Origin of the sequence: Sanguibacter sp. Leaf3, assembly GCF_001425965.1 — a bacterium.
GTDB classification, from domain to species: domain Bacteria; phylum Actinomycetota; class Actinomycetes; order Actinomycetales; family Cellulomonadaceae; genus Sanguibacter; species Sanguibacter inulinus.
In genome coordinates this window covers 31576-45018 of the sequence record NZ_LMRH01000003.1, presented here as the reverse complement: position 1 = coordinate 45018, position 13443 = coordinate 31576, and the positions used below count along the sequence as shown (strand labels likewise).

Annotated in this window: 13 protein-coding genes; 7 read left to right on the top strand and 6 right to left on the bottom strand. The window is 71.7% G+C overall.

Annotated elements, in window-relative coordinates; genetic code table 11:
- The first annotated feature begins 135 nt into the window (after positions 1-135).
- From ASG53_RS13585 to ASG53_RS13570, 4 genes are all read left to right on the top strand, one after another.
- Entirely contained in the window at positions 136-807 is a 672-nt protein-coding gene (locus ASG53_RS13585) for a response regulator transcription factor (RefSeq protein ID WP_056136293.1), read from the top strand.
- Positions 800-2155, top strand: a complete 1356-nt coding sequence (locus ASG53_RS13580) for a sensor histidine kinase (RefSeq protein ID WP_235533944.1) — start codon at positions 800-802, stop codon at positions 2153-2155. The genes ASG53_RS13585 and ASG53_RS13580 overlap by 8 nt, the downstream gene beginning before the upstream one ends.
- Positions 2156-2164: 9 nt before the next feature.
- Entirely contained in the window at positions 2165-2719 is a 555-nt protein-coding gene (locus ASG53_RS13575; RefSeq protein WP_056134434.1) for a hypothetical protein, read from the top strand.
- A 70-nt stretch (positions 2720-2789) separates the two neighbouring features.
- Entirely contained in the window at positions 2790-3548 is a 759-nt protein-coding gene (locus ASG53_RS13570) for a hypothetical protein (RefSeq protein ID WP_056134432.1), read from the top strand.
- A gap of 48 nt (positions 3549-3596) precedes the next feature.
- Here the strand turns inward: ASG53_RS13570 and ASG53_RS13565 are convergent, their stop codons facing one another.
- Together ASG53_RS13565 and ASG53_RS13560 are read right to left on the bottom strand one after the other, a co-directional pair.
- Entirely contained in the window at positions 3597-4379 is a 783-nt protein-coding gene (locus tag ASG53_RS13565) for a VOC family protein (protein ID WP_056134429.1), read from the bottom strand.
- Between the two features lie 223 nt (positions 4380-4602).
- Positions 4603-6237, bottom strand: a complete 1635-nt coding sequence (locus tag ASG53_RS13560) for an MFS transporter (RefSeq protein ID WP_056134426.1) — start codon at positions 6235-6237, stop codon at positions 4603-4605.
- A 74-nt stretch (positions 6238-6311) separates the two neighbouring features.
- Between ASG53_RS13560 and ASG53_RS13555 the strand changes: the two genes are divergently transcribed.
- Positions 6312-6866, top strand: coding sequence for a TetR family transcriptional regulator (locus tag ASG53_RS13555; RefSeq protein ID WP_056134423.1), 555 nt, complete (start codon positions 6312-6314; stop codon positions 6864-6866).
- Positions 6867-6939: 73 nt separating this feature from the next.
- On the opposite strand, the gene ASG53_RS13550 is transcribed toward ASG53_RS13555, so the two are convergent.
- From ASG53_RS13550 to ASG53_RS13535, 3 genes are all read right to left on the bottom strand, one after another.
- Positions 6940-8673, bottom strand: a complete 1734-nt coding sequence (locus ASG53_RS13550) for a sensor histidine kinase (protein ID WP_056134419.1) — start codon at positions 8671-8673, stop codon at positions 6940-6942.
- A 101-nt stretch (positions 8674-8774) separates the two neighbouring features.
- On the bottom strand, positions 8775-9560 hold the full coding sequence (locus tag ASG53_RS13545; RefSeq protein ID WP_082544074.1) for a phosphotransferase family protein: 786 nt from the start codon (positions 9558-9560) through the stop codon (positions 8775-8777).
- Positions 9561-9804: 244 nt separating this feature from the next.
- Complete coding sequence (locus tag ASG53_RS13535) at positions 9805-10497, bottom strand: Abi family protein (RefSeq protein WP_056134410.1); 693 nt, start codon at positions 10495-10497, stop codon at positions 9805-9807.
- A gap of 258 nt (positions 10498-10755) precedes the next feature.
- Here ASG53_RS13535 and pcp point away from each other — a divergent pair, with 258 nt between their 5' ends.
- A complete protein-coding gene (pcp, locus tag ASG53_RS13530; RefSeq protein WP_056136289.1) occupies positions 10756-11409 on the top strand; it encodes a pyroglutamyl-peptidase I in 654 nt (217 codons plus the stop codon).
- Positions 11410-11577: 168 nt separating this feature from the next.
- A complete protein-coding gene (locus ASG53_RS13525) occupies positions 11578-11751 on the top strand; it encodes a CsbD family protein (RefSeq protein ID WP_056134405.1) in 174 nt (57 codons plus the stop codon).
- 63 nt (positions 11752-11814) lie between these two features.
- Here the strand turns inward: ASG53_RS13525 and ASG53_RS13520 are convergent, their stop codons facing one another.
- Complete coding sequence (locus ASG53_RS13520) at positions 11815-13338, bottom strand: hypothetical protein (protein ID WP_156382811.1); 1524 nt, start codon at positions 13336-13338, stop codon at positions 11815-11817.
- Positions 13339-13443: the final 105 nt, after the last annotated feature.

Here is a 13443-nt window from a genome sequence, read left to right as displayed (position 1 = left end):
GGGGAGACAGGACGGGCATCACGCCCAGAGAGGGCTGTGTCGACAGCGGTCGCGCTCGCGGCAGTGCCCGTCGTCATGCCTTCAGCCGACCTTCAGCCCGGACCCGGCACACTGTGGACCGGAGGTGTGGCCCAGATGCGGATCTTGGTGGTGGACGACGAGGCTCGGCTGCTCGACGGCGTGCGGCGCGGGCTCGAGGCGGAGGGCTTCGCGGTCGACGTGGCGGCGAACGGTGTCGACGGGCTGTGGATGGCCCAGGAGCACAGCTACGACGCGATCGTCCTCGACATCATGATGCCCGGCATGAACGGGTACACGGTGTGCGAGAGGCTGCGGGCCGAGGGGGACTGGACCCCGATCCTCATGCTGACCGCCAAGGACGGCGAGTGGGACGAGGTCGAGGCCCTCGACACCGGCGCCGACGACTTCCTCAGCAAGCCCTTCTCGTATGCGGTGCTCGTCGCCCGGCTGCGGTCCCTCGTCCGGCGCGGCGTCCGTGAGCGGCCCGTCGTGCTCGAGGCGGGCGACCTGCGGCTCGACCCGGCGACCAAGCGCGTCCAGCGCGGCGGCACCGAGATCGAGCTCACCTCGCGCGAGCTCGCCGTCCTGGACTACCTCATGCGGAACGTGGGCGACGTCGTCTCGAAGCGGCAGGTGCTCGAGAACGTCTGGGACGTGGACTTCGAGGGCGACCCCAACATCGTCGAGGTCTACGTGCGGCACCTGCGCAACAAGGTCGACAGGCCCTTCGGCCGTGCGTCGATCGAGACGCTGCGCGGCTCCGGGTACAGGCTCAGCCGTGGGTGAGCAGATGGTGGGGCGCAGCCGACGACGCCCGTGGCGCGCGGTGCGCGCCCGCGCAGCGCTCGGGGCGGCGCTCGTCGTCGGTCTGTTCCTCGTCGTCGGGTCCTTCGTCTTCGTCGCGCTGCTCTCGGTCTCCCTGCACGGCGGCGTCGCGCAGAGCGCGTCCTCCGAGGCCGAGGTCGCCGCGGCGCGCGTCGAGCAGTCGGGGACGGTCCGCCTGCCCGAGTCTGACGACCAGCTCCTCGTGCTCGTCGACGCGGACGGGCAGGTGCTCGAGAGCAGCGACGACGAGATCGAGCTGCCCTCGCCGGTCCCGTCGGGCGACACCGTCGACGCGACGGTCGACGACGAGCACGTGCTCTTCGCCGCCGAGGACGTCGAGGTCGACGGTCACGAGCTCAGGGTCCTCGCCGGGAGGTCCCTCGACGACGTGGACGACGCCGTGAGCACAGTCGCGGCGCTGCTCGCCGTCGCCGTCGTGGTCCTCGTCGTGCTGGTCGCGGTCACCACCCGGGTGGTCGTCGGCAGGGCCCTGGCACCCGTCGAGCAGATCCGCCGCGAGGTCGCCGGGCTCGAGGCCGACGAGCTGCACAGGCGGGTCGAGGTGTCGCCGGCGGGCGACGAGGTGAGCCGTCTCGCCGAGACGATGAACGAGATGCTCGCCCGCCTCGACCGCGCCCAGGCGGCCCAGCGCAGGTTCGTCTCCGACGCCTCCCACGAGCTGCGCTCACCGCTCACCTCGATGCGCCAGTACGCCGAGGTGGCCGTCGCGCACCCCGACCGCGTCGAGGTGACCGAGCTCGCCGGGACGGTCCTCGCCGAGGGGGCGCGCGTCCAGGACCTCGTCGACTCCCTGCTGCTGCTGGCCAGGCTCGACGAGCGCTCGCGGCACGGGGTAGGCAGGGCGGTCGACCTCGACGACCTGCTGCTCGCCGAGGCCTCCAGGGTCCGGGCGCTCGGCGTGGTCCGGGTCGACGCCTCGGGGATCAGCGCTGCCCAGGTGCAGGGGGACGAGACGATCCTCGCGCGGGTGGTGCGCAACCTCGTGGACAACGCCGTCAGGCACGCCCGGTCGACCTTGACGATCTCCTCGTCGGAGGCGCACGGCCGGGTCCGGCTGGTGGTCGAGGACGACGGCGCGGGCATCGCGCCGCAGGACCGCGGACGGGTCTTCGAGAGGTTCGTGAGGCTCGACGAGGCACGTGCCCGCGACGACGGCGGCTCAGGGCTCGGGCTCGCGATCGTCTCCGACGCCGTCAGGCTGCACGGCGGGAGCGTCGAGGTCGAGACCGGCACGGCGGGCGGGGCGCGCTTCGTGGTGACGCTGCCTGGCGTCGCGCCTCCCGCCTAGCATGTGGCCATGGGCCTCCACCTCGACGCGACTGCCACGCTCCTGACCGCGGGATGGGTCCGTGACGAACCGCTGTGGTCGGGTGCCGCCGAGGTTCCCCCTCCGCTGGTCGGCGCGGACGACCAGCTCCTCGCGTGGGTGCGCTCGTTCTCGGTGCTCGCCAGCCCAGACGACACCGTGTGGTTCCTCTCGGCGCAGGACTACGCCGGTGGGGTCGGCATCAGCGACGAGGCCTTCCCGTGGGACGCCTTCAGGCACGAGAGCCTCGCGGCAGCGTCCGGACCAGCCGAGCGCGCTGCCGTCGACGGGTTCTGGGCCGGTCATCTCCCGATCCTGCTGTCGGTGCGCGACGGGCACGAGTACCTGGCGATCGCACCTGACGGTCAGGTGGTCCGCGGGGGAGAACCCGAGCTCGAGGAGGTCACGGTCGTCGCGCCCGACCTCCAGACTCTGCTCCGGTACGTGGCGGCAGGCGCCAGCACCGCAGACCCGCTCACCGACGCGCTGCTCGGGACCGTGGGTAGCGCGCAGCCTGGTAGCGCGCAGCCCGGCAGCGAGCCGTAGGTCGCCGCTCGTCCAGCCTGCTGCAGCTCGCTTCAGGCTGGCTTCAGCACCCCCTCGGCAGACTGCGGGCATGGACACGAACCGCACCCCCGAGAACCCCGAGACCCCCCAGAACCCCGGTCAGGACGACCGGACGGCCGCTGTCGAGACGACGCCACCAGCGCCGACCACGCTGCCGTCTGCCTCGGCCGCTCCCCAGCCGCACGCCGCGCAGCCTGCCGCGACGCCAGCGCCGGCGGGCCCGGCCGCGACCGCTCCGCCCGTGGCCAAGACCGCCGCGTGGCGCCGCAAGCCCGTGTGGGTCGCCGCGGCCGTGGTCGCCCTCGTGGCCGGCGGTGCCGGTGTGGCCTACGCGGTCGACGAGCTGGGCGACGACGACGACAGCTCGTGGAGCGCCTCCGACGAGCGTCGGGTGGACGACCTCGACAGGGACGACCGCGACGACGAGCGTCGGGCGGACGACTACCGCGATGACGACTACCGCAGCGACGACGACCGCGACTCCCGCGGCTCTGACTACCGCAGCGACGACCGCGACGACGACGGGCAGCCCTCGGTCGCGACCGGCGACGGCTCTCGCGACGACGACCAGCGCGAGCGCCGCGACGTCGACGACGTCCCGCTGACCGACGCCGAGGTCGCCTCCGCGACCGACGCCGCGCTCGCGGAGGCGGGCGGCGGCACGGTGACCGACGTCGACCGCTCCGACGACGCCGACCACGCCTTCGAGGTGGACGTGCTCCTCGAGGACGGAGACGAGCTCGAGGTCGAGCTCGCCGACGACTTCACGGTGGTCTGGACCGAGCTCGACCCGGCAGACCGCGGCTGAGCACCGTGGTGCCCAGCCGCTTCGGTGCTGTCAGCCCTGTCAGCCCGGTCAGCCCTGCTCGGGCCTGACGCCGAGCAGCTTGAAGGTCGCCCCCGTCGGGTCGGCGAGCGTCGCGAGGCGCCCGTAGGGGGTGTCCTCGGGCTCGTCCACGACGCTCCCGCCGTGCTCGACCGCCAGCGCGACGGTCGCGTCGACGTCGTCGCTCCCGAAGTACACGGCCCACGAGGCGGGGACACCCTCGGGCAAGAATCTCGAGCCGTCCATCATCCCGGACTCCTCGTGGCCGTCGACGACGTTCATGCTGTAGCGGAAGTCGTCGGTGTCGCCCTGGACTGCGACCTCCCAGCCGAAGACCGTCGTGTAGAAGCCGAGCGCCGCGGCGTAGTCGCGGGTGATGAGCTCGTGCCAGGCGGGGGCTCCGTGCTCGCGTGCGAGCTGGAACCCGCTGTTGTCCCCGGGCTGCCACGTCGAGAACATGGTCCCGGTGCTGTCGAGGAACACCGCCATGGTGCCCTGCACGTCGACGGTCATCGGCTCGACGATCACGCGTCCGCCGTTGTCCTCGACCGCCGCGATGGTCGCCCCGGTGTCGGAGACCGCGAAGAACGTGCCCCACCCGTCGGGGAATCCGGACCCCGCGGGGTTCTGCATCATCCCGGCGATCCGCGCCCCGTCCTTCGAGAACGTCACGTAGCCGCCGTACTCGGGCGGTCCGACGAAGGCCTCCCAGCCGAAGAGGGCGCCGTAGAACTCGATCGCCTTCGCGGTGTCGGCGCTGGACAGGTCGATCCAGATCGGTGCGCCGAGCGGCGCGCGGTCCCGTGCAGGCATGGTGTGCTCCTCGTTGAGGCCTCCCGAGGACGGCCGCCCCCGGGACCACCCGTGGGCCGAGCGGTGCGGGTGGTGTGCTCCCAGGCTAGGAGCGCCGGGGCGGGGCGTCTTCTCCGAACTTGCTCAGCACGTCAGGAGCCTGCCCGGCGGATGGCAGAGAGGGCGACGGTCACCCGGTGCGGGTGTCCGTCGCCCTCGCGAGGGTGCCGTGCCTGGTCCTGCGTCAGGCGTCGACGAGCGTGCCCTGGTCCGCGGTCCGGCGGGTGGCCCGGTGCGCTGCTCGCAGCGCGACCCCGATGACCACAGCGGTGAGGAAGGCCAGCACGGCGCCGATCGCCGAGGTGAGGTCGACCCCGTGCGCGAAGGCCGCCTTCGCGGCCTCGAGCAGCGCGTCGGCCTGACCGGCGGGCAGACCGTCGGCCGCGCTCACGGCACCCCCGAGGGTCTCCCGTGCCTGGTCGGCGACAGCCGGGTCGAGACCCGCGGGCAGCTCGAGCCGTGTGCGGTAGACCGCCGCGAGGACGCTGCCGAGGATCGCGACGCCGAGCGAGGCACCGAGCTCGTAGGCCGTCTCGGAGATCCCCGAGGCCGCCCCGGCGCGCTCGGGCGGGACCGAGGCGAGGATCGCGTCGTTCGTGAGCGTCTCGGCGAGACCCGCACCGCCGCCGACCAGCACGAAGATCACGACGATCACCCCGACCGAGGACGACCCCGTCAGCGTGGTGCCGAGCAGGTAGCCGAGGGTCGCGAGCAGCAGCCCGACGGGGATGAGCAACCAGATCGGCGCGATGCGGGCGAGGGCCACGGCTGCCAGCCCCATGGCCACCGTCGCGGCAGCACCGGGGAGCAGGTAGAGACCAGCCTCCATCGGCGACAGCTCGAGGACGAGCTGGAGGTACTGCGACACGAAGAAGATGAGCCCGGAGATCGAGAAGACGGCCATGAAGTTGGCGAGGACCGAGGCGGAGAACACGCGGTTCTTGAACAGCCCGACCTCGAGCAGCGGGGAGCTCGAGCGCGTCTGACGACGCACGAACAGCACACCCAGGGCCACGCCGAGCAGCAGCGACGCGACGCCGAGCGGGCTGAGGCCGTCGGAGGCGAGCTTCTTGATGCCGAAGACGAAGGGCAGCATCGAGACGACGGAGAGCACGACGCTGAGCGGGTCGAGCCGCGCGGAGCCAGGGTTGCGGGACTCGGGCAGCACGAACGGCGCGACGACGAGCAGCACGACGAGCACGGGCACGTTGATGAGGAAGATGGACCCCCACCAGAAGTGCTCGAGCAGCCAGCCGCCGACGATCGGGCCGAGCGCAGAACCGGCCGAGAAGGCGGACGCCCAGATGGCGATCGCGAGGCGACGCTGGTTGTCGTCGAGGAAGAGGTTGCGCAGCAGCGCGAGGGTCGACGGCATGAGGGTCGCGCCGAAGAGCCCGAGCAGCGCGCGTGCCGCGATGAGGTGCGTGGCGTCCCCGGCGAAGGCCGCGTACACGCTGACGAGGCCGAAGCCCGTCGCGCCGACGAGCAGCAGCCGGCGCCGCCCGACACGGTCGCCGAGCGTGCCCATGGTGACGAGCAGCCCGGCGAGGATCAGCGGGTAGATGTCGACGATCCACAACAGCTGGCTCGCCGACGGTGAGAGCGCCTGGCTGAGCTGGGGGATCGCGAAGGACAGCACGGTGTTGTCGATGCTGACGAGCAGCACGGGGAGCATGAGGGCGGCGAGGCCGAACCAGGCTCGGCGCCCGGCGCGGGGTGCGCTCGGTGCGGTCTTCTGCGCGGTGCCCGCGCTCGCGGCGGTACGGGTGGTGCTGGGGTCGGTGGTGTCGTGACGGTGCAGCGACGGGGTGTCAGCCATGGTCTCGCCTCCTCGGTCGTAGGGCCGAGCGTTACTGTACCGGCTGGACGGTACACCGCGTCTAGACTGTGACCATGTCCACTCGGCCCGACCGCTCCAAGCCCACCCGTGAGGTCGTCCTCGACGCTCTCGAGACCCTCCTGCTCGAGGGAGGCTCCTCGGCAGCGACCCTCGAGGCCGTCGCCGCGGCGGCCGGTGTGTCCAAGGGCGGGCTGCTGTACCACTTCGGGTCGAAGGAGGCCCTGTACCAGGGGTTCCTCGACAGGCTGCTCGTCGAGTCCAGAGCCGAGGCCGACGGGACGCTGACAGCCCCCGAGGGGGTCGTCGCCGCGTACCTCGACGTGTCCTCCGTCGCGACCGACCCGTCGACGCGGTCGGTGCTCGCCGCGCTGCGCCTCGCCGGCGTCCAGGAGGTCGACGTCGAAGGAGCCCTCGTCGAGTCCTTCGAGTACTGGTACGAGGTCATCGCCCGGCGGATCGACGACCCGGTCCTCGCGCGCCTCGTCCAGCTGGTCGGCGACGGTCTCTACCTCCACGCGCTCATCGGCTCGGTCCAGCACGACGAGGACGAGCAGGTGATCGCCCGCGTCGTCGCGCTGGTGGCCGAGCACGAGGCCGAGCAGGGCTGACCCAGGTCAGGGAGGCTCCGCGGGGCTGACCCGGGTCACGAGAAGCCGCCGGGAGGCCGTCCTCCTGTGCGGCTCAGGCGAGATGCTCTGCGGCGGCGGCGGCGCCGTGCGTGCGCTCGTCGGCGGCCTCAGCCCTGGGCAACCAGACGGTGACGGTCGTCCCCTTGCCGAGGGTGCTCGTCATGGTGATGGTCCCGCCGTGGGCGTCGACGATCGACTTGGTGATCGCCAGGCCGAGCCCGATGCCGGGGATCTGCCGAGAGGTCGCGCTCTGGGCCCTGTGGAACTTCTCGAACACGTGGTCGAGGTCGGTCCTGCTCATGCCGATCCCCGAGTCGGAGACGACGATCGCGCACGCCCGGGCCTCGACGAGCGTGCTGACCGTGACCGTGCCCCCTCGCGGCGTGTACTTCAGGGCGTTGGACAGCAGGTTGTCGAGGACCTGCGAGATGCGGCGTGCGTCGACGTGGACCGCAGGGGAGGCCTGCGCCGTGTGCTCCAGGCCGACCCCGGCGGCGGCGAACCGCGGCGTCGTGGACTCGACGGACCGAGCGACGAGGCGCTCGAGGTCGACCTGGGTCCGGGAGATCTGCACGGTCCCGGCCGTCGTCTGGGCCGTGGTGAGCAGGTCGGAGACGAGAGCCAGCAGGTGCTCGGCGTTGCGGTCGACGACACCCAGGTAGGACAACGTCTCGTCAGGCAGGAGGCTGGTCTGGTCCTCGTGGTCGCCGCGGATCAGCTCGAGGTATCCCATGATCGAGGTCAGTGGGGTCCGGAGCTCGTGGGAGACCGTCGCGACGAACTCGTCCTTGACGCGCATCGCGCTCACCACGGCCGTCACGTCGTGGTAGACGACCATGACCCCGTGGCTGTGCTGCTCGGCGTCGAGCATCGGGCGCGAGGTGGCGAGCACGGCGCGCTGCCCTTCGCTGGGGCGGCCGAACCACATGAGGTGCTCGGAGACGACCTCCCCGCGCCGGGCGAGCTCCGAGGGGAACAGGTCGAAGGGCAGGGGGGTGACGCCGTCCTCCTCGAAGACCAGCCGCTCGCCCTCGCCGACGTCCCCGGCCCAGGTGAGTGCGTAGAGGTCGTTCTCGGGGGTGTTCGACAGCAAGATCTCGCCGTCTGTGCCGAAGGCCACGACGGCCGAGTCGAGCGAGGCCAGCATCGCCTGCAGCAGGACTGTCGTCGTGGTGCGCTCGGTCAGCGACTCGTCCAGGCGTGTCTGCTCCTGGCGCAGCCTGTGCCGCTGGACCTCCCAGTGCTCGGTGATGATCGCGCAGGCCGACACCATGGCCGCCGTGAGCAGCGGCAGGACGAGCGGGGAGGGCCAGTCGGTGAACCCCTGTGTCCTGGAGTCCATCCACGACGCCGTCCCGCTCAGCACGAAGGTCCCGACGACGGCCCACGCCGCACCCCGCCACAGGTAGGCCTGCGCCAGCCACAAGCACGGGAGCAGCGCCAGGGTCGTGAGCATGACCCCCTTGGCGTCGAGGGCGACGACCGCCGCGCCCAGACCGATCAGGTCGGCTGCGCACAGCGCGGCCGGGGCCCACGGCGGTGTGGGCCGGTCCTGGGTCGCCCATGCCGCGGCGCTCACCAGCACCACCAGCAGCACCCCGCCCCACCCGAGCACGGGCACGACCACCGGGACCGTGAGCAGCAACCATGCCGTGAGCGGCAGGTAGATGAGGGCGAAGGGGATCTGCAGGGCTGTGCTGTGGTGGTTCCCGCGGATGCCGAGCGCGCGCATCAGGTGCGACGTCCACCCCGACAGGTGCGCCCGTTCTCGTGTGTGCAGGTCCATACCCGGACGGTAGGGCCACGCGTGCGTCCACGCCCGACGTGCCAGCCCCGCGGCGTGCCCGACGGTCCGTCGACGTGCGTCGGCGGACCGCTGCGGACGGCTCACCGCGGCTCGAGCGACCAGAGCGTCGTGAGCCCGGTCGCGCACGCCTCCCTGTACGACGCGTAGAGGTCGGGGCGCCGGTCCCGGGCCCACCGGACGAGGTCGAGCAGCCGCAGCGCGGTGAGCCTGCGCAGCGTGAGCTCGGCAGCGTCGTCGAGCACCGTCCCCATCCCCTCGGCGAGGTCGACGACAGCAGACCACGGGATCTCGCCCTCGACGACGGAGGCCTGGTAGGCCCGCTGCAGGCTGTCCCACGGTTCCGGGCCCGAGGTCGCCGACCCCCAGTCGAGCAGGACCGGTGCCGCGTGCAGTCCTCGCGACACGAGGTTGCGCGGTGCGAGATCGCCGTGGACGAGTCCGTGCTCGACATCGAGGCCTTGCAGGTCACGGACCCACGCACGGAGCGTCTCGAGGTCCTGCGCGCCGTACCCGCCGTCGGCCAGCAGGTGGTCGTCGGGCGACAGGAACGCCAGGTTGTAGGCCAGGTGCTCGCGCCACGCACGGTCCAGATCACGCCCGAACCGCGAGAACAGCGCGTCCGGTGCGTCGTCGAGCCGCGCACCTGCCAGCGCGGTGGCATGCCGACCGAGCCACCACCAGGGACGCAGCGGATCCTCCGGGTCCGGCTCGACGTAGCGCGAGACCGTCACGGGCACGCCGCCCGAGGTCCCGACGTGCAGCACCTCGGGGACCGGGACCCCGCAGGCCCCGGCAGCCTGAGACGCCCAGCGCTCGAGGGGAAGACGTCGGGTCGCGTGAGGTCGAGAGGGGAGCGGACCACCCAGTCGGTGCCGTCACCGACCACCCGCAGCACGGAGTTCATCGCCCCGCCTGAGAGTCTCAGGACCGTGGTCGGGCGAGCACCCAGCCCACGGACGACGTGCAGCGCCCTCGCCTCGTCGGTCTCGTGGGCCTCGTGGGTCGTCTGGGCGCCGTCGCTCATCTGAGCAGCCTAGGCGCGCGACTGCGTCTCCTCCTGCGGGGCGACAGGTCCTTAGCCGCGCCCCCTCGCCGGGCTGTGGCGCAGCTTCATAGCGCACTGGTGAGCGGTATCCCTGGCTGCCGCTGCTTCAAGAGGTCGGGAACGGCCGACCTGTCGGTGATCCAGGTGGCGAGATGAGGCGAGATGTACCCGGCGACAGCGAGCAGGTCCACGTGCAGCTCAGAGCATGGCTGTGACCAGACTCGATGATGGTGGCTGATGCGGTTCCGCAGGTCCCGGAGCCGTGCGACCGGGTCGGCAACGGTGTCTCGGGCGCGGTCAGGTGCGTGTGGGAACGCATCGGCGAGGTCTGGCCAGATGTTCGTCCATCGCTTCGACACCAGCTGGTGCCAGAGGCCGAAGCTGGTCTCGGACAGGACCTGTGCATGACTGAAGGGCTTCTGGTTCGCCCTCACACGGGTGCGGGCTGTAGCGATGTCCCGGTAGGGCTGGCTGTGCCGGCCCGTCCCTGTCAAGTCCCGGCCGAGCTCGCCTGCGGGGTCGTCGATCCAAGTGCCGTCGAGCTGGCGGGATGCATGGCGGAGCGTCATCCGGGTGTCCAGTGCGTTCCGTAGGGCTACCTCGAGGTGGCCGAGGTCGACGAAGAAGGATGCTGCGAGACGTGCGTTCCACTCGTAGAGGGCGAGCGCCTCGTCGGGCCGGTGAGCGGTTGCGGTGAGGTACAGGTGCAAGCGGGGCTCGCTGAGGTGCGCGCGGAGATGCTCGTAGTCGTTGCCCATGGTCTCCGTAGTCCTCTACTCTGGAGTCAACACCCCGGAGCCGTCCCTGTAACTCGCGTGCGAGTCGATCACACGACCGGGGTTTTGCATGTCCGGTACTGGGAAGCCCTGCTGGCGATTGTCCCCATCCGTCACATTTTCGTCCAGTTGGCCCTGTTCCAGGATCTGTGCATGTGGGTGCGCCGTACGGTGGTCCCAGGTGCGGTGCAGCCGCCCGGCGCCCAGAGGGGGCGCCTCCCGACACCCGAGGTGATCCACGTGCCAGTCGTCCTCCTGACCGGATTCGAGCCCTTCGGCGGGCAGACGGTCAACCCGTCCTGGCAGGCCGTGCAGCGCCTCGCCGCCGCGTGGGACGGGCCTGCCGAGCTCGTGACCCTCGAGCTCCCGGTCGACTTCCGCACGGCAGGTCCGGCGCTCGCGGAGGCGGTCGAGCGGAGCCGGCCCGACCTCGTCGTCGCGGTCGGCCAGGCAGGCGGGCGCCCGGACGTGACGGTCGAGCGGGTCGCGATCAACGTCGACGACGCCCGGATCCCCGACAACGGAGGCTTCTCGCCCGTCGACGAGCCCGTGGTGCCTGGCGGGCCCGCAGCCTACTTCGCGACACTGCCCGTCAAGGCCTGCGTCGCAGCCATGACCTCGGCTGGTGTCCCGGCGTCGGTCTCGCAGACCGCGGGGACCTTCGTCTGCAACCACGTGTTCTACCAGGTGATGCACGAGCTCGCGGGCCGCTCGGCCGGCGGACCGGTCGCGCGCGGTGGCTTCGTGCACGTCCCCTTCACGCCGGAGCAGGCGGCGGGCACCCGGCACCCGAGCCTGACCCTCGACGTCATCACCGCAGGTCTCGACACGATCGTGCGCACGAGCCTGTCGACAGGGGTCGACCTGCGCGTGACGGGCGGGACGACGCACTGACCAGCCTCCCGCACGACGCCTCTCGACGTGCGAGAACGGCGGATCTGTGCGTCTTCCAGGTGTCCGTGCAGGACCTGTGGAGGCTCTGGACGTCACCCCTTCCTCGAGATGCGGGCGTGGTGAGACGCACGTACCGTCGAGATATCGGACAACCTGAGGAGGCCCATCATGGGACTTGGTGACAAGATCAAGAACGCTGCAGAAGACGCCAAGGGCAAGGTCAAGGAAGCGACCGGCTCGGCGACCGACAACGAGCGCCTCGAGGCTGAGGGCAAGGCCGACCAGTCGAAGGCCTCGGCCAAGCAGGCTGGCGAGAACGTCAAGGACGTCTTCCGCGACTGATCGCCTCAGAAGCTTCACGAGAGCCCGTCCCCTCACCGGGGGCGGGCTCTCGTGCGTCGCGGGTCAGCGGCACCCTGCGGCAGCAGCGATCTGCTCGTCGCTTGGCCGGCCGTAGAGCCACTCGCCCGAGCCGTTGCCGTCGTCGTAGCCCATGCTGATCGCCCACGAGGTCGCGAACATCTCGTCGTCGCTGTTGAAGGGCGCCGCCGAGTAGAGGTCGTAGCACTTGGACGTGATCGCGTGCCCGGTCTCGTGGACCACCAGGGCCTGCACGCCCTCCTCGGGCCACCGCTCGGCGACGTTGTCCGACAGCGTGATGGTCGAGTACCCGTACTGCGCGGTGTTCCACGTGCCGTAGCCGCCCCACGAGTTGCCGAGGCCGTGCCCGTTGACCTCGGGCGCCCAGGCGAAGTCGACAGGCACCCCGCCGGCGAGCGAGCGGGCGAAGGCCTCGACGACGGGCCGGTTCGGGTGGACGGGGTTGGCCAGCAGCCATTCCTGGTCGGTCTGGGAGGTGACCACGGCGTTCGCAGCGGCCGCGAAGGTCGCCAGCTGGGTGCTGCTGTCGGCCGACCAGCTCGGCGAGACGCCGGCGGCCGCGATCTGCATCTCCGAGCGGCTGGCGTTCGTCGCGACCGTGTAGGTGTCGACGTAGCTCTGCGACGTGGCAGGCACCGTCGCGAGCAGCGCGTCGGCGGCGTCGGCGAGCGTGTCCTGCTGGGTCGTGAGGGTGTCGAGCCCGGTCTGGGTGTCCTCGAGCGTCGTGGTGAGGGTCTCGACGTCGGCCTCCACCTGCTCGGTCGCCTCGACGAGCTCGTCGGTCGTCGTCGGACGGGCCTCGGGGGGCTCCGGTGCCTCTTGCGACGGGCCCCAGGAGTCGACTGCCGTCGAGAGGTCGGCCCGTGCGGTGTCGAGTGCCGTGCGCTCGGCCTCGGGGACGACGCCCACAGGTGCGGCGTCGAGCAGCAGGGTGGCGTCGTCGATGTCCGAGGTGGCGTCTGTGAGGGCCAGGTCGACGTCGGTCGCGAGCGTGGTGAGAGAGCCGACGACGCTGTCGAGGTCCTCGACGGCGTCGTCGTAGGCGGTCTCGGCGTCGGCGAGCTCCTGGGCCTCGCGCGCCACACTGTCCGCGAGCTCTTGGGCTGCGCGCTGGTCGTTCGCCCGGTCGACCAGGACGGCTGTCGTCCCGCCGCCGAGGGCGAGCACGAGGAGGACGCCGAGTGCGACCGCCCAGCGTCGAGAGCGGCGTGGGCGGCGCGGAGCCGGCGCAGCCCACGGAGACTGACCGGGCCGCGAGGGCGGGCCGGGCTGCTGAGCCGCGTAGCCGGAGGTCTGCGGGGCGCTCGGGTGCCCACTGCCGTCCGGATACCCGGTGGGCTGCGGCTGGTAGCCGCCCTGCGACGGGTGGCCCGTACCCGGGGAGCCCGGCCACCCTGCGGGGGCCGGCCCTGGGCCCTGCCCGTAGCCGGGCTGGGCAGGCGGTCGTGGAGCCGCCCACGGTCCGGGCTGCTGACCGGGGACGGACGGCCCAGCGCCGTGACCGGGCGGGTCGGGCGTCGACGGGGGAGGAGGGGGCGAGGTGCTCATCGTCACAGTGTGCAGCGAGACCGCGCCGGGCACGAGGGCTGCGGATGGGGTGGAGTCCCCGTCCGAGGGTGAGATCGGGCGGAGCAGATCTGGCGCACGGGTCGG